This window comes from Algiphilus sp. (assembly GCF_965216485.1).
In the GTDB taxonomy this organism is placed as follows: domain Bacteria; phylum Pseudomonadota; class Gammaproteobacteria; order Nevskiales; family Nevskiaceae; genus Algiphilus.
The window spans coordinates 160,067-174,739 of record NZ_OZ244162.1 but is presented as its reverse complement, the minus strand read 5'-3'; the positions used below and the strand labels follow the sequence as shown (position 1 = coordinate 174,739).

At 65.7% G+C, this 14,673-nt stretch carries 14 protein-coding genes; 7 read left to right on the top strand and 7 right to left on the bottom strand.

Going from position 1 to position 14,673, the window contains the following annotated elements; genetic code table 11:
• Positions 1-128: 128 nt before the first annotated feature.
• Positions 129-1,778 (top strand): hypothetical protein, encoded by a 1,650-nt coding sequence (locus ACOOFO_RS00800; protein ID WP_420427764.1) that lies wholly within the window; start codon positions 129-131, stop codon positions 1,776-1,778.
• Between the two features lie 232 nt (positions 1,779-2,010).
• Here the strand turns inward: ACOOFO_RS00800 and ACOOFO_RS00795 are convergent, their stop codons facing one another.
• From ACOOFO_RS00795 to ACOOFO_RS00785, 3 genes are read right to left on the bottom strand one after another with little or no spacing between them, the layout of a single operon-like run.
• Positions 2,011-2,481 carry a DUF494 domain-containing protein gene (locus tag ACOOFO_RS00795; RefSeq protein ID WP_350165593.1) on the bottom strand — a complete coding sequence of 157 codons (471 nt, stop codon included), beginning with the start codon at positions 2,479-2,481 and terminating at the stop codon, positions 2,011-2,013.
• A gap of 31 nt (positions 2,482-2,512) precedes the next feature.
• Positions 2,513-3,631, bottom strand: coding sequence for a DNA-processing protein DprA (dprA, locus tag ACOOFO_RS00790; protein ID WP_420427763.1), 1,119 nt, complete (start codon positions 3,629-3,631; stop codon positions 2,513-2,515).
• Positions 3,628-4,641, bottom strand: a complete 1,014-nt coding sequence (locus ACOOFO_RS00785) for a LysM peptidoglycan-binding domain-containing protein (protein WP_420427762.1) — start codon at positions 4,639-4,641, stop codon at positions 3,628-3,630. The genes dprA and ACOOFO_RS00785 overlap by 4 nt, the downstream gene beginning before the upstream one ends.
• A gap of 261 nt (positions 4,642-4,902) precedes the next feature.
• Here ACOOFO_RS00785 and def point away from each other — a divergent pair, with 261 nt between their 5' ends.
• From def to ACOOFO_RS00765, 4 genes are all read left to right on the top strand, one after another.
• Positions 4,903-5,409 carry a peptide deformylase gene (def, locus tag ACOOFO_RS00780; RefSeq protein ID WP_420427761.1) on the top strand — a complete coding sequence of 169 codons (507 nt, stop codon included), beginning with the start codon at positions 4,903-4,905 and terminating at the stop codon, positions 5,407-5,409.
• A 10-nt stretch (positions 5,410-5,419) separates the two neighbouring features.
• A complete protein-coding gene (gene fmt / locus ACOOFO_RS00775) occupies positions 5,420-6,343 on the top strand; it encodes a methionyl-tRNA formyltransferase (protein WP_420427760.1) in 924 nt (307 codons plus the stop codon).
• Positions 6,340-7,677 carry a 16S rRNA (cytosine(967)-C(5))-methyltransferase RsmB gene (rsmB, locus tag ACOOFO_RS00770; RefSeq protein WP_420427759.1) on the top strand — a complete coding sequence of 446 codons (1,338 nt, stop codon included), beginning with the start codon at positions 6,340-6,342 and terminating at the stop codon, positions 7,675-7,677. The genes fmt and rsmB overlap by 4 nt, the downstream gene beginning before the upstream one ends.
• A 163-nt stretch (positions 7,678-7,840) precedes the next feature.
• The gene (locus ACOOFO_RS00765) at positions 7,841-9,424 is read left to right on the top strand and encodes a diguanylate cyclase (RefSeq protein ID WP_420427758.1); all 1,584 of its coding nucleotides are present in this window, start codon (positions 7,841-7,843) and stop codon (positions 9,422-9,424) included.
• 41 nt (positions 9,425-9,465) lie between these two features.
• Here ACOOFO_RS00765 and ACOOFO_RS00760 read toward each other — a convergent pair whose 3' ends face one another.
• The 4 genes from ACOOFO_RS00760 to ACOOFO_RS00745 all read right to left on the bottom strand — a co-directional run bounded on the left by ACOOFO_RS00760 (position 9,466) and on the right by ACOOFO_RS00745 (position 11,656).
• Positions 9,466-10,314 carry an alpha/beta fold hydrolase gene (locus ACOOFO_RS00760; protein ID WP_420427757.1) on the bottom strand — a complete coding sequence of 283 codons (849 nt, stop codon included), beginning with the start codon at positions 10,312-10,314 and terminating at the stop codon, positions 9,466-9,468.
• A 10-nt stretch (positions 10,315-10,324) separates the two neighbouring features.
• Complete coding sequence (locus tag ACOOFO_RS00755) at positions 10,325-10,579, bottom strand: DUF1272 domain-containing protein (protein WP_420429819.1); 255 nt, start codon at positions 10,577-10,579, stop codon at positions 10,325-10,327.
• 25 nt (positions 10,580-10,604) lie between these two features.
• Positions 10,605-10,994 carry a phosphopantetheine adenylyltransferase gene (locus ACOOFO_RS00750; protein ID WP_420427756.1) on the bottom strand — a complete coding sequence of 130 codons (390 nt, stop codon included), beginning with the start codon at positions 10,992-10,994 and terminating at the stop codon, positions 10,605-10,607.
• 65 nt (positions 10,995-11,059) lie between these two features.
• On the bottom strand, positions 11,060-11,656 hold the full coding sequence (locus tag ACOOFO_RS00745; protein WP_420427755.1) for a Crp/Fnr family transcriptional regulator: 597 nt from the start codon (positions 11,654-11,656) through the stop codon (positions 11,060-11,062).
• 137 nt (positions 11,657-11,793) lie between these two features.
• On the opposite strand from ACOOFO_RS00745, the gene trkA reads away from it, so the two are divergent.
• Entirely contained in the window at positions 11,794-13,170 is a 1,377-nt protein-coding gene (gene trkA, locus ACOOFO_RS00740; RefSeq protein WP_420427754.1) for a Trk system potassium transporter TrkA, read from the top strand.
• Positions 13,170-14,642 (top strand): TrkH family potassium uptake protein, encoded by a 1,473-nt coding sequence (locus ACOOFO_RS00735; protein ID WP_420427753.1) that lies wholly within the window; start codon positions 13,170-13,172, stop codon positions 14,640-14,642. Before trkA ends, ACOOFO_RS00735 begins: the two co-directional genes overlap by 1 nt.
• Positions 14,643-14,673 lie beyond the last annotated feature (31 nt).

Genomic DNA, 14,673 nt, shown 5'->3' with positions numbered 1-14,673 from the left:
CCAGAAGCGGGCAACGCGCGACCTCGCTGTGGTTCTGCACATAGTGGTAGGCGCTCTGACGAAACGGGGGTTCAGGGCGCGTGTTGCGGAAACGGTGGAACCTGATCAAGTACGAAGGGATACAAGAAATGAGCGTTTTGAAGCAATCGGCAGCGGTTCTGGCTTTGGGGGTTGTGCTTTCCGCGTGTGGCGGCGGCGGGGGCAATGGGGGAGGCGGTGCCGGTGCCATTGACCCGGCAACCGAGCCGAGTGCGGTCATGGAGGCCATTCTCATCAAGGTGGATGGCCGCAACGCCATCCTGCGGGATGGGGATCCGCCCGCGCCGACCAATGCCGGAGGGGAGCCGGTACTGAGAGCGGCCAGCGATGTCATCGCGGTGCCCTCAGGCGGTGACGCTTCGTTGAGCCTGGATTTTGAAACCAGCGCCGCCGTCGAAGCCGTCTTCGCCAAGGTGGTGGGGGCGGATCGCTTTGCGGAAGTCCTGCTGGCTTCTCAGACCCAGTCGCTTGGTACGAAGACCATGGAGCAGTTGGTCCTGGACCTGGCGGTGCCATCAAACATTGGTGCGGGCCGCTTCTGTGTGGAGATCAGCGGTCGGGATGCACAAGCGCTGGTGTCGAACACGGAGACGGTCTGCTTCGACGTCGACGACTCAACGATCAAGGCCTTGCAGGGCACCTGGGACTTTGCCTGTAATCCGGCGAGTGACGGCAGCGAATCCTTTGAAGGATCGTGGACCTTCGATGGCACCGATGTGCTCGTGACCGAGTCGGTTTGGCCCAACGATGCCTGTCTCGGCTCGCCTGAAAACACCTATAACGAACAGCTCACCGTAGCCGTGGGTAATCAGGTGCAAGCCGCGGACGGTGAATCGGCCAATGAGTTTGATATCCGCAACCTGAGCGAGAATGACCGCTTCTTCACTCTGATTCGCGTGGAAGGGGGCGGTTTCCAGCTCGCATTGGCGCCGGCTGGATCCGGCGGCAGCGCCGAAACCCGCGCCAACTCCTTTGCATCCAGCGTGGACTTCACGCGCCGGCCGGAATCGGTCAGCTCGGCAAGGGCCTGCTTCAATCCGGTTCTGTGGCAGGAAGGCACGGAAGTGGTTCAGACCGTGCGCTACGAAGGCCGCAATGACGGTGACTTCGGTGGCACGCCTGGAGAGCTGGAATTCTCCGAGGAATTCACCGAAACCCGGATCACCGACGGCGAAGTCACCTTCGACGGGCGTACGGCGATCCAGATCCGCTCACTCGGCACGCAGGATGGAGGGCAGGGCGATTCCGTCGACGAGTTCACCTACTTCCAGGTCGACTTCGCGCGCCCTTCGTTTGCTCTGGTAGGTGACGAGAACAGAGATCCATCAACCGGGTCGATCATCGATAGCGAGACACTGAGTCCTGCTGCGCTGCTGGCTCCCTTCGATCTCGCCGAGGGCGAGAGCGTGACGCAGACCATCGTGATCGAAGAGAACGATGTTGCGAATAACGAAAACGAAACCAACACGGTGATCGCAACCACGACCTATATCGGTCGCGAAACAGTCCAGATCGACGGCCGCAGCATCGATACCTGTCGCTTTGATACCAATCTGACGGATGGGGACGGTGACGGCCTCGCCGACGGCGAGGATGCCGAAGACCCCTTTGTGACGCACTATTCGGTGGAGTCGGGTCTGGAGGTGCTCTTCTACGAACTCGAGCCCGACAACGGCGTGCGCACCGACCAGGTTGAGGTGCTTGCTGCAACCATCAACGGGGTGACGGTCGACGACTGAGGTGCATCTGCTCGCCGCCCAGGGCGGCGAAGATGAGCAGGCCCGCCTCGGCGGGCCTGCTTTATTTGCGGCCAGGCGAAGCAACGCTTTCAGAGGGCCCAGCTCACGGCTGAGCGGCGTTGGGCAGAACTTTGCCACTCGCGGAGACCGTAACGTTTCGAGTGCGAGTAGGGGCAGCGACTCGCGACGCTAGATCCCCACTGCGTGGGGCCCCTCCACGCTGCTCGCGCTGTTAGTGCAAGAACTCCCCATCGTAATAGACCATTTCTTCGACCTGGGCGAGGGCGTCTTCGGCGCCGGGCTGGTTGATCAGCACCAGCAGCACGACCCACTTCACGCGCTCCAGATCGATCTCGTCGTCGATGCTCATCAGGCGGTCGATGACGAGCTCACGGCCCTGTGGGCCAAGTAGCCCGAGCTGTTCGAGATAGAGAAGGAATCCTTGCCCTTCGGCACCGATACGGGCGCGCTCGATGTTGCTGTACAGACGAATGGAGCCGGAGGCCGGGTTGACCAGGTTGTCACGCCGCTCCGCCAGATCATTGAGCCAGGAAAAGGCGTGGTTGACTTCCTCTTCCGGGAAGCCCGCTCCCATCAGTTCAACGCGAAGGGCGTCGTAGTTGGAGGCATCGGCGAATTCCTGCTCCACGTAGTTTTCGTAGAGGTACATGAGGACGTCGAGCACACTTTCCTTGATATTCACAGCGGCCTTCCTGCAGTCGGGGAGGAGGTCATCATCGGGCGCGACCGAGACGGGAGAAGTTGCCACCTGGCTCGCTGGCCACCAAGCCTGCAAGCTCAAGTTCCAGCAGCGCACTGCTCAGGGCCTGGATATCCAGACCGGTGCGAGCTACCAGCTGATCAAAGGCCGTGGCGTGGTCACCAACCGCAGACAGCGTCTTGGCGGCCGCACCCGACAGCGCAGCGCTGGCGTGGGGCTTGATCACGTCCGGCAGTGTATCAGGCACGTGTGTCGTATCGCGGCCGAGCGCAAAAAGCACGTCCTGCACACTTTCCACGAGCTGTGCGCCGTCGCGGATAAGGGCATGGCAGCCCCGTGCCTGCGGATGGTGAATGCTGCCCGGAATGGCAAAGACCTCGCGCCCATTCTCCGCAGCCAACCGTGCGGTGATGAGGGAGCCACTGCGTTTGGCCGCTTCCACCACCAGGACGCCGAGACTGAGTCCGGCGATGATGCGGTTGCGCCGCGGGAAATGGGCGGCCTGGGCGCCAGTGCCTGGCACGAATTCGGAGATCAGCAAACCGTGCTCGCCGATGCGGTGGGCCAGGGCGCGGTGGCGGGCGGGATACACCCGGTCCGGGCCGGTACCGGCCACGGCGATGGTGCTCCCTCCGACATCAAGGGCGGCTGCGTGCGCCGCGCCATCGATGCCCGAGGCCAGACCACTGGTGATGCAGAGGCCGGCGCGGGCGATCTCGCCGGCAAAGCTGCGCGCATGCTCCAGGCCCTGACGGCTGGCGGCGCGTGACCCCACCACCGCGAGCTGGTCGCGCGCGAGCAGGCTGACATCGCCCAGGCAGAACAACGCCAGTGGCGGACGCGGGATTTCGAGCAGTTGCGGCGGATAGCGCGGGTCATCCAGGCTGATCAGCGTGCGCTGCGGCCCATCCAGCCACGCCTGACAGCGCGCCAGCGCGGCCGCATCCGGTTGGCGCAGGCCGTCGTGCAGCGCTTCGGGCACGCCTGCCCTGGTCCATCCCGACGGGCCGGCTGCCAGTGCCGCATCGGCGGAGCCGTAGGCCTGCAGCAGACGCATCCCGGTGACTGGCCCGACACCGGGCGCAAGAAGCAGTGTCAGCCAGGCGTCACGCTGGGTTGCGTCTGCGGTCACAAGCCTTGGTCGGGCGCGCGAACCTCGTCGTGCAGGAGGATGGTGCGCTCGGCTTCCATGACCAGGGCCTGCGCCAGATCGTCGGCGACGCGGACGACGAGGAGTTCGCCGGCATACTGCGCGGGCAGGCGAATGCTGCCGACCTGGTCTCTCGGGTCGGGGACTTCGCGTGCCGCATTGAAGGCATCCAGGACGTGGCCGACTTCCAGCCCGTGATTGGCGCCGCGATTCAGAATGACCAGATCGTATTGGCCGATCTGGGTCACGCCACCAAACACCGAAATGATACGGCCGCTTAAAGCCTGACCGGGCGCACGCGGGAAGAAATTGGCGGACAGCATGTCGCGCGGCCGCGGGATCAGGGCATCGCCGATGCGTGTTTCGCGCCGCGATTCCGACAGGCGCAGCACGGAGACTTCCTCCGCATGACGGCTGAGGGTGGCATCGGCAGCGGGGATGGCTTCGTAGCCGAGAATGCGCCCGCTTTCCGGGTCCACATAGGCCTCGCCTTCGTGCACCACCAGCCAGTCGGCGCGTGCCGAGGCAGGCAGGCCGCGGGCATAGGCATCGGTCCGGTCCGGGCCCATCAGGTGTTCGTCCGCGAACTCGACCAGATAGGGTGCGTTCTTGAAGGTATCGGGGCCGACCACCAGTGGGCCATCCAGGAAATCCCGGATCAGGTCGAGCGGAATGGTGGGAATCGTGGCCTCCAGCGGCTCGCGACGAATCTGCGGTTCCAGCTTGGCGACTTCGGACACGCTTTCCTCACCTTCCAACCAGCGCAGTTCGAGCACATCGCCGGGATAGATCAAGTGCGGATTGGCCACCTGACGATTGGCCACCCAGACTTCCGGCCACTTCCACGGGTCGATCAGAAAACGTTCCGAGATGTCCCACAATGTGTCGCCGGGCTTGACCACGTAGCGTGCTGTCTTGCGCACGCGCTGGCCTTCCCGGGTCTGGACCGGGCGTGGCGTGACTGATGACGCATTCTCGGCGGGAGCCGCCATCGCGTTGCTGTCCCTGCCTGCCGTGGGCGTGGCCTCGGGCGGCTGAGGAGCGCTTTGCTGCGCGCCTCCGCCTCCTTGTGGCGCCGTGGCGCAGGCGGTCAGAGCCGCAGCCAGTACGCACAGGCCGAGCCGGGATGATCGACGCACCGCGCTATACTTATGTCCTTGTTTTACAGTCATCGCTCCCCGTCGCTGCCAGACCCGTCGTTGACGTGATCGCACTGTAGCAGCCTCCGCATTTGGCCGGAATCGCATAACAGCATGGCACTGCTCGAAATACTCCACCATCCCGACCCTCGGCTGCGCGAAAAGGCGCAGACGGTTTCCGACTTTGGCCAGGACCTGCAGCGTCTCATCGACGATATGTTCGAAACGATGTACGACGCGCCCGGTGTGGGGCTGGCGGCCACCCAGGTGGGCGTGGCGCTGCAGGTGGCCGTCATGGATTGCGGCGCCGACGAACAGCGCGAGCCGCGGGTGATGATCAACCCTGAAATCATCGAGACCGACGAGCCCGAGGTGGTGGACGAGGGCTGCCTTTCCGTCCCCGAGGTGTCGGATCGGGTTCGTCGCTTCCGGCGAGTACGCCTGCGCGCCCTCGACCGCGATGGCAATCCCTACGAACTCGAGGCCGATGGCCTGCTGGCGCAGTGCATCCAGCACGAGAAGGATCACCTCGACGGCAAGCTCTACATTGACCATCTGTCCAGCATCAAACGGGATCGACTGCTGAAGCGTCAGCGCAAGCTCCGCAAGCAGGAGGGCTAGGCCGCTGACGGTGCGCATCGCATTTGCCGGTACGCCGGAGTTTTCCGTTCCCGCGCTGGAGGCACTGGTCGAGGCGGGCCATACCGTGGCGGCCGTGTTCACACAGCCGGATCGGCCGGCCGGCCGAGGACGCCGGCTGCAGCCGTCACCGGTGGGGCAGCGCGCGCAGGAGATGGGGTTGTCGGTCTACAAGCCCGAACGCTTCGACGCCATGGCGCAGGCGCAGCTGTCGGAAGCGGATGTGGACCTGATGGTGGTGGTGGCCTACGGGCTCATTCTCCCGCAGGCGGCCCTGGATATTCCCCGACATGGTTGTCTGAACATCCACGCCAGCCTGCTCCCACGCTGGCGCGGTGCGGCGCCCATCCAGCGCGCCATCGAGGCGGGCGACGCCGAGACCGGTGTCTGCATCATGCAGATGGAAGCGGGTCTGGACACCGGGCCGGTGTGGCGGCGTGCCGTCACGCCCATCCGCGAGGCGGATACCGCCGCCAGCGTGCACGATCGACTGGCCCAACTGGGCGCGCGCGAGGTGGTCGCCGCAGTACCGCAGGTTGTCGAGGGCCGCGGCCGGCCCGAAGCGCAGCCGGACGTGGGCGTGACCTACGCGCGCAAGCTCGACAAGGCCGAAGCCCGTGTCGACTGGCAGGAGGCCGCCGCATCCATCGCGCGTCGCATCCGCGCCTTCAATCCGGTCCCCGGCGCCTGGACCCACTGTGGGGAGGCCCGGGTGCGCTTGCTGGATGCACGCGCGCTGATGACGCCGACCGACGCCGCGCCCGGCACGGTGCTGGCCCATGACGCGGAAGGGGTCGTGATCGCCACTGGCGATGCCGCATTGCGGCTGCTGTGTGTGCAATGGCCTGGCGGGCGCGCCCAGGAGGCGCGCGTAGTGGCCGCCGAACGATTTCCCATCGGTCAGGTACTGACATGAAACATCCGCCGCGACCTGCCGCCTCGAATCGTTCAGCCCCCGGGGCCCCGGTGCGTGCCGCCGCTGCCCACGTCATCCAGGCCGTCATGCAGCACGGCCGCAGCCTGGACGATGCGCTGGCCTTTGCGACTTCTCGCAACCGTTTCGACGCGCGCGATCACGCCTTGCTCTCGGCCATGGTGTACGGCGTGCTACGCCACTACCGCCGCCTCGGCTGGCAGCTTGAGCAAATGATGGATCGACCCTTGCGCGACGCGCCGCTGGTCGATGCTCTGCTGCGGGTGGGCCTCTATCAGATGCACGACATGCGCATTCCGGATCACGCCGTGGTTTCCGCCACGACCTCGGCCGCAAGCTTGCTGCAGGCGGAGTGGGCCGGCTCCCTGGTCAATGCACTGCTACGGCGGTCGCAGCGCGAACCGGAGCGCCTGGAACCGCCCGAGGACCCCGCCATTCTGCATTCCTGGCCCAACTGGCTGGCCGAGGCCCTGCGTCACGACTGGGGCGAGGCAGCCGACGCCATCCTCGCCGAGGGCAGTGCCCAGGCACCGATGACGCTGCGCGTGAACCGGCGCCGCATGTCCGCGTCCGATTACCAGGCCCGTTTGTCGCGCATGGGGCGTGCAGCGCGGACCCTGCCTGAGGCGCCGGATGCGTTGGTGCTTGAGCAGGCGGGGGAAGTCGAAGCGTTGCCAGGCTTTTCGCGCGGCAGTGTGTCGGTGCAGGACGCCAGCGCGCAGCTCGCCGCGCCGCTGCTCGACATACAGCCGGGCCAGCGCGTACTGGATGCCTGCAGTGCGCCAGGGGGTAAGGCCGCACACCTGCTGGAGCTGTGCCCCAAGGCGCAACTGACCGCTCTCGACAGTGACCGCGCGCGTCTGCAGCGCGTGGATGAAACTCTGCGTCGCGTGGGGGTGCAGGCGACGCTCGTCGCCGCCGACGCCACCGATACCGCGCGCTGGTGGGACGGTACGCCCTTTGATCGCATTCTGATTGATGCGCCGTGCTCCGGTACCGGCGTGATCCGCCGCCACCCGGACATCAAGTGGTTGCGCCGGGTGGGTGACGTGCGGGCGCTGGCCAAGACGCAGCAGCAACTGCTGGAGACGCTGTGGCCGCTGCTCGCCCCTGGCGGTCGCATGGTCTTCGCCACGTGCTCGATCCTGCGCGCCGAGGGGCGTGATGTGGCGGCGCACTTCCTTGAACGTCACCCCGACGCCACAGCATTGCCCTGCGAATTACCGGTCGGTACCCCGGATGGTGCCGGCTGGCGCATTGCCCCCGGCGGGGACTGGGACGGCTTCTACTATGCGCTTCTGACCCGTTCCGACTGATCAAGCGGTCGCGCCCGCGTGCCGCTCGTCGCGGCATGCCCACCGCTTAACGCAGGACAATGTCGCGGCGCGTCATGAAGGGCGCAGCATGTGGAACAAGGCGCGATGACACGTGCGATGTCATCGGGCTCCGCCCGGCAAGGCCTCGCGCTGTGCCGGAAGCATGTCCACCACGCGAGGGATGGCGCACGATCTCTTGAACAGCCTGGCTTCCCTCTTCAATACCGACGGCTTCATGCCGCACGGCTACTGCTATACCTGGCAGCCTGGGCTGCTGTGGTCGATGGTGGTGTCTGAAGGGTTGGTGGCGCTGGCCTATTTCTCGATTCCGGTGGCCTTGCTGTTCTTCCTGCGCCGGCAGCCCAACATCCGCTACCGCGGTGTCTTCCTGCTGTTCAGTGCTTTCATCTTCTTCTGCGCGCTGACGCACGTGATCGGTATCGTCAATATCTGGATACCGCTGTACCGGATGGAAGTGGCGCTGATGGTCATGACCGCGGCCGTGTCCATTGCCACGGCCTTGATGCTGTGGCCGCTGCTGCCGCAAGCCTCGAACTTTCTGAGCGAGCAGGCGGCGATGAAGGAGCAGATGCGCGAAGCCAACGCGCGGCTCCAGCAGGCGCTGAACGAACTCGCGGAGCGCAATGTGGCGCTGGATCGTCGTCGGCGCGAGAGCGAGGAACTCAGCCGGCTCGAGATCGTGATGCAGTCCTGCCTGACGCTGGGCGAGACGCGTTTGCCCGTGCGCAGCTCTGCGCAGAGCCTGTTCCCGTCGGCATCGGGTGCGCTCTATCTGATTAATGCGTCGCGCAACTACCTGGAGCGCGTCAGTGATTGGGGCTCCGCCCACATGGGGGGCGGCGTCATTGGCATGGAGGACTGCTGGGCCCTGCGCCAGGGGCGTCGGGCCGTGCTGCATCTGGAGGATGAGAACGCCATCCGCTGCCGCCATATCGATGCAGACATGCATAGCGGACAATCGTGGTGCATCCCCATGAGTGCACAGGGGGAGCTGCTCGGCTTCATGACGCTGTACGTTCCCGACGCCGACGACCGCAACGCCGACTGTCCGAGCGGCGAGGCGGCGGAAGCGCTGCTCAACGAATTCGCCGACCGCGTCAGTGTCAATCTGGCCAATATCCGTCTGCGCGAGACGCTCAGTCGGCAGTCGGTGCGCGATCCTCTGAGTGGCTTGTTCAATCGGCGCTATCTGGAGGAGACCCTGACCCGGGAAATGGCGCGCGCCGAGCGTGACGGCAGCAGCTTCGCCCTGCTCATGGTCGACATCGATCACTTCAAGTCCTTCAATGACCAGCATGGCCATGCCCTTGGGGACTGGGTCATCAAGCGGGTGGCCGACATGCTGCGCGAGCAGCGACGCGGCGGCGACGTGACTTGCCGTTACGGCGGTGAGGAATTCGTCATCGCGATGTTCGAGACAACGGCCAAGGCCGCCGCCGAGCGCGCCGAGGCATTGCGTGCCGCGATCCAGACCATCACGCTGCCGCCCCCCTACGAGGGCGAGCCGGGCATCACCATTTCCATCGGCATGTCGGCCTTCCCCACCCATGGCACGACGCAGTCGGAACTGCTGGCGGCGGCCGACGGGGCGCTCTACGCGGCCAAGCGCGGTGGTCGCAACCGCGTGGTGGTGGCGGGCGAATCCGGCCACGAGCCCGAAGGCTCGAAAGCCCCGATGGCCGTACCGGCTGCGCCCCGCCTGATCAAGGGGCAGCAGGGCGCCTGAGACAGTGATTCCCGCGCGGTTCGGTTGGTGCCACCCCCTTGCTACGTGTGATGTTGCCGGCACCAGGTTGTGATCGTTTCGACGACGGCTTGGGGCTCTCGGGCCCATCGGTAATGGTCCGCGCGCGTGCCCAGGGTGGCCGCATCCAAGACCACCTCCTGGCAGCGAGCCGACGAGAGCTTGTCGGTGACGGCGTGACAGGCTTCGGCGGGAGCAAAGGCGTCATCGCTCAGGCGCAGGCTGAGCACGGGCCCCGCGTAGCGCGCCACGCCCGCTTCCATATCCTCGTCGATGCCTTCGGCCTGATAGCGGCCGCTGCGGGCCATCTGACCCCATTCCCGCATCAGCCGTCTTGACTGTCGCCCGCCGAATCCGACGCGGTCGCCGGGGAAGTAACCCAGCAACCAGTTGCACAGCGGGATCAGCGCACGGAGGAGATCAATGCGGCGGCGCGCGCGTGCGTCGAAGGCATCACGCCATGGCAGTCCGCAGGCGAGCAGGGCGAGTCCATCGACGGCAGGGGCGAGGCGACCGGCACTGATGGCCGCGAGGTGACCGCCGAGGCTGTGGCCGGCGAGCCACACCGGCAGACCATCGCCTTTGGCATGCAGCGGGCGCAGGGCCGCGGGGATGTCCTCATCGAGCATTTCGCGAAAGCCGAAGTCGCAATGGCGCCCGGCGCGCATGGGGCTGTCGCCCGTGCCGCGCAGCTCCAGTGTGTGCGTCTCCAGACCCGCGGCGGTTAGTTGCTCGGCAAGGGGATCGTAGTAGCGGGCCGGTACGCCCAGCGCAGGCAGCAGCAGCAGGCGTCCCAGGGTCGGTGGTGGTCCGGGGGCATGGCGAACAACGGGGTCCGCGCCGGGTGCTGTGCTATCGGTGGGATGGGACATACGGAAGGCCCTAGCCGTCTGAAGTCGGAGCGGAATGATCGCGCGATGCGCGTCCGAAGCCCAAGCGCCGGCGCAGCAGGCTGACGGCAACCGCGGTCGGCCGCCGCGTCCGGCGTGGACGCGGCACGAGCTCGCCCGCGCAATTCGGGCAGCGGTCGTGCAGGGCCTGCGCGCATTCCGGGCAGAAGGTGCACTCGAAGGAGCAGATCCGGGCGGGGTCCTGCCAACCCAGTGCCTGGGCGCACTGCTGGCAAGTGGATTTCATCTTGAGCATGGCGGCGCCTCGTGCTTCAGTGGTGGGGTGCGCGCGCCGCCAGGGCGTAGGTCGCTACCGCGATGGCCAGCAATCCCAGTCCTACGATGTCCACGCGCATCACGCGAAGGATGGCGGGCTCATGCGGACCGGTGCCTGCCATCCAGAGAAAGCCCGCCATGGACACCAGCGCTGCCAGGAATGCCAGGGGTTGCAGGCTCGGACGAAAGGCGGCGTACACCAGGAAGGCGCCCAGCAGCGCAAAGAGCAGCGCGCGGTGCTGGAGCAGGAGCACCAGCGTGGGCGCATCCGGCGCGATGCCGTACAGCTGCTGCAGGCGCGCCGGGGACCACGCCCCTGCGGCAGGCAGCAGATGAATGACGCCGAGGACGACCAGCAGGCTACTGACGATCAGGGAGGCAGGCATGGCGGAGTCACGGATACCAGTGCGGGGAACGCGTGCTAGCTTTCCTCAGCCCGCGCGCTCTGTCCTTAACATTTCTCAAGTGCCGCCTTGATGCGGCTGAGGGACTCCGGCGCGATACCCAGATAGGAGGCGACGTGATAGGCCGGAACACCCGCGACGATTTCCGGCTCCATGTGGCGCCGATAGAAGGCGTAGCGCTCTGCAGCCGTGCGCGACTGCAGCATGCGAACACGCCGCTGCAGCGCCCGGAAATGGCGCTCGGCCAGTTCGCGACGCATGGTTTCGGCGAGCAGGCCCGGGTGGTCGCGACAGAACGCGCGAAATCGGACCCAGTATCCACCGCCGCCGGACAGCGCCTGCAGCGCCTCTTCGGCGGCTTTCTGATCCAGGTAGCTCTGGTACGGCAAGGCGGCCGCCGGCGCGCTCAGCAGGCGCAGATTGATTTCCCGGCTGCCGTGGACGTAGTAGCAGCGCACCAGTCCATGGGTCAGCAGCACCAGATCGTCCACCGGGTCTCCAAGCTGGAAGAGGTGATCCCCGGCATCGAAACGGCAGCCACGAAAGTAGGGCAGCAGCGGCTCAAGTTGCACCGGCGCCATGTCCAGCCATTGCGCCAGATAGGCCTTCAAGACAGCGGCATCGGGGCGGTCGAGCAGGTGCATGTGGGCATGCTAGCGCGTGCCACGAAGGCCCGCGAAAGGCGGCGGCGTCTGGCATGCCGCACGCTGCGCTGCAGCGCGCCAGCCGACCCCGACCGTGCGGCGTATCATGCGCGGGTGCACAGCGATCCTTCATCGCATTGAAAATCATCATTCTCGGTGCAGGCCAGGTCGGGGCATCCCTGGCTGACAATCTGGCAGGCGAGCAAAACGACGTCACCGTCGTCGATACCGACGACGCGTTGCTCAATGAGTTGCGCGATCGTCTTGATCTGCGCATCGTGCATGGTCATGCCTCATTCCCGCAGGTTTTGCGCGACGCCGGTGGCAACGACGCCGATATGCTGATCGCGGTGACCGAGTCGGACGAGGTGAACATGGTGGCCTGCCGTATCGCCGCCAATCTGTTCAACACCCCGACCAAGATCGCCCGCGTGCGCGCCGACGAGTACCTGCGCAAGGGCGACGACCTGTTCAGCCACGGTGGCTTCCCGATGGAGATGCACATCTCGCCGGCGCAGCTCGTCACTGATTCCATCCGGCGATTGATCGAGTATCCGGGCGCGCTGCAGGTGGTCGACTTCGCCGAGGGGCGGGTGCGCCTCATCGGCCTGCGCGCCTATTACGGTGGGCCGCTGGTCGGCCGGCAGTTGAAGCAATTGCCCGAGCATCTGCCTGGCATCGATGCGCGCGTGGCGGCCATCTATCGCCGCGGGCGCCCGCTGTTGCCGGAAGGCGACACCATCATCGAGGCCGAGGACGAGGTCTTCTTCATCTCGGACGTGACCGTCGCACCCAAGATCATGGCCGAACTGCGCCGGGTGGACCGCCCAGTGCGCCGCATCATGCTGGCGGGTGGCGGCAACATCGGGCTCAAGCTGGCGCAGGCGATGGAAGGCCACGCGCAGGTCAAGATCATCGAACGCGACCGCGCCCGCGCGCGCATGCTGTCGGAGCGCCTCGATCGCGCCATCGTGCTCTGCGGTGATGCAGCCGACGAGGACATGCTGACCGAAGAGAACATCGAGGATATGGATGTTTTCTGCGCGATCACCAACGACGACGAGGCCAACATCTTGTCGGCCATGCTGGCCAAGCGTCTGGGGGCACACAAGGCCTTGTCGCTGATCAATCGGCTGTCCTACATCGATCTGGTCGAGGGCGGCATCATCGATATCGCGATCTCGCCGCAGCAGGCCACAGTGTCGGCCGTGCTTGCCCACGTCCGCCGGGGCGATGTGGCGCGCGTGCACAGTCTGCGTCGTGGCGCGGCCGAAGCCATCGAGGCGGTGGCGCACGGAGACCGCGACAACTCGCGCGTGGTCGGACGCCGTCTCGACGAGATCGACCTGCCGCCGGGCACCACCATTGGCGCCGTGGTGCGCGGCAACGAGGTGATCATTGCCCATCGCGATGTGGTCATCGAAGGCGGGGATCATGTCGTGCTCTTCATCGTGGATCGCAAGCACACGCGCGCGGTGGAGGAGCTGTTCAACGTGCCGCCTACCTTCCTCTGATGCGTCTGCCGCAGGTGCAGCATCGCTATGCCACGGTCCAGCGCGTGGTGGGCTTGTTGCTGATGGCCTTCTCCAGCACGATGCTGCCGCCGATTCTGGTCGATGGCTTCTATCGCGAGGGCGTGGCGCTGGCCTTCGTCTGGGGCTTCCTGATCACCCTGCTGTTCGGTGCGCTGCTCTGGCTGCCGGTGCATCGTCACCGGCGCGAGCTGAAGATTCGCGAGGGCTTTCTGGTAGTCGTGTTGTTCTGGACCGTGCTCAGCCTGTTCGCCGCCATCCCGTTGTACATCGCCTTGACCCCGCGCCTGGGCATTGCGCAGGCGGTGTTCGAAGCCGTGTCGGGGCTGACCACTACCGGCGCAACGGTGATTACCGGCCTGGATAGCCTGCCGCACGCGGTGTTGTATTACCGCCAGCAGATGCAGTGGCTCGGCGGCATGGGGATCATCGTCCTGGCGGTGGCCATCCTGCCCTTGCTGGGTGTGGGCGGCATGCAGATCTACCGCGCCGAGGTGCCGGGCCCGATCAAGGACAACAAGCTGACGCCGCGTATCAAGGAAACCGCGCGCGTGCTCTGGCAGATCTATCTGACGCTGACCATCGCCTGCGGCGTGGCCTATTACCTGGCCGGGATGACGCCCTTCGACGCTGTGGGTCATGCCTTCTCCACGGTGGCGACCGGGGGATTCTCCACCCATGACCGCAGCATCGGCTTCTATGAAAGCCACACCATCGAATTGATCTGCATTGCCTTCATGATCGCCAGCAGCATCAATTTCGGTCTGCACTTCGCCATGCTGCGCGAAAAGCACCCGCTGGCCTATTGGCGCGACGCCGAGTTCCGCACCTTTATCGGCATTCTGGGGGCGGGTGTGGTGCTGATTACCGTCGTGCTCTGGATCTTCGGGACCTACGGCAGTGGGCTGCAGGCCTTCCGCCAGGCGCTGTTCCAGGTGGTCTCGATCGGCACTACCTCCGGTTTCACCACGGCGGACTACAACGCGTGGCCGTCGCTATTGGCGCCGCTGCTGCTGTTCGGCAGCTTTGCGGGCGGCTGCGCGGCTTCGACCACCGGAGGCATCAAGGTGGTACGTATCGTGCTGCTGTTCAAGCAGGGCATTCGCGAGGTGGTGCGCATGATCCACCCGAACGCCGAGTTGCCCATCAAGATCGGTCACCGCAAGGTGCCCGACCGCGTGGTGCAGGCGGTCTGGGGCTTCTTTTCGGTCTACATGGGCTTCTACCTCATCATCTTCTTCCTGATGATGGCATCCGGGCTGGATGTGGTGACGGCCTTTTCGGCCGTGGCCGCGACACTCAACAACCTCGGTCCGGGCTTGGGCGATGTGGCGAACAACTTCGGTGTCGTGCCTGAATTCGGCCTCTGGGTGGGCATCTTCGCCATGTTGCTCGGGCGATTGGAGATCTTCCCCTTGCTGGTATTGTTGACGCCCTATTTCTGGCGGCGCTAGTCAGCAGCGCAACGGACGACGGACCGCCGCC

Coding starts and splice junctions, on each gene's coding strand:
- ACOOFO_RS00750 (WP_420427756.1), bottom strand. CDS start 10,994: ATGCCTGCCTCCCTGATCGTCAGTAGCCTGCTGGTCGTCCTCGGCGTC.
- ACOOFO_RS00760 (WP_420427757.1), bottom strand. CDS start 10,314: ATGTCCCATCCCACCGATAGCACAGCACCCGGCGCGGACCCCGTTGTT.
- ACOOFO_RS00765 (WP_420427758.1), top strand. CDS start 7,841: ATGTCCACCACGCGAGGGATGGCGCACGATCTCTTGAACAGCCTGGCT.
- ACOOFO_RS00800 (WP_420427764.1), top strand. CDS start 129: ATGAGCGTTTTGAAGCAATCGGCAGCGGTTCTGGCTTTGGGGGTTGTG.
- rsmB (WP_420427759.1), top strand. CDS start 6,340: ATGAAACATCCGCCGCGACCTGCCGCCTCGAATCGTTCAGCCCCCGGG.
- ACOOFO_RS00745 (WP_420427755.1), bottom strand. CDS start 11,656: ATGCACCTGCTCGACCGCCCCGATGCCGCTGTCTTGAAGGCCTATCTG.
- def (WP_420427761.1), top strand. CDS start 4,903: ATGGCACTGCTCGAAATACTCCACCATCCCGACCCTCGGCTGCGCGAA.
- ACOOFO_RS00785 (WP_420427762.1), bottom strand. CDS start 4,641: ATGGCGGCTCCCGCCGAGAATGCGTCATCAGTCACGCCACGCCCGGTC.
- ACOOFO_RS00735 (WP_420427753.1), top strand. CDS start 13,170: ATGCGTCTGCCGCAGGTGCAGCATCGCTATGCCACGGTCCAGCGCGTG.
- ACOOFO_RS00755 (WP_420429819.1), bottom strand. CDS start 10,579: ATGAAATCCACTTGCCAGCAGTGCGCCCAGGCACTGGGTTGGCAGGAC.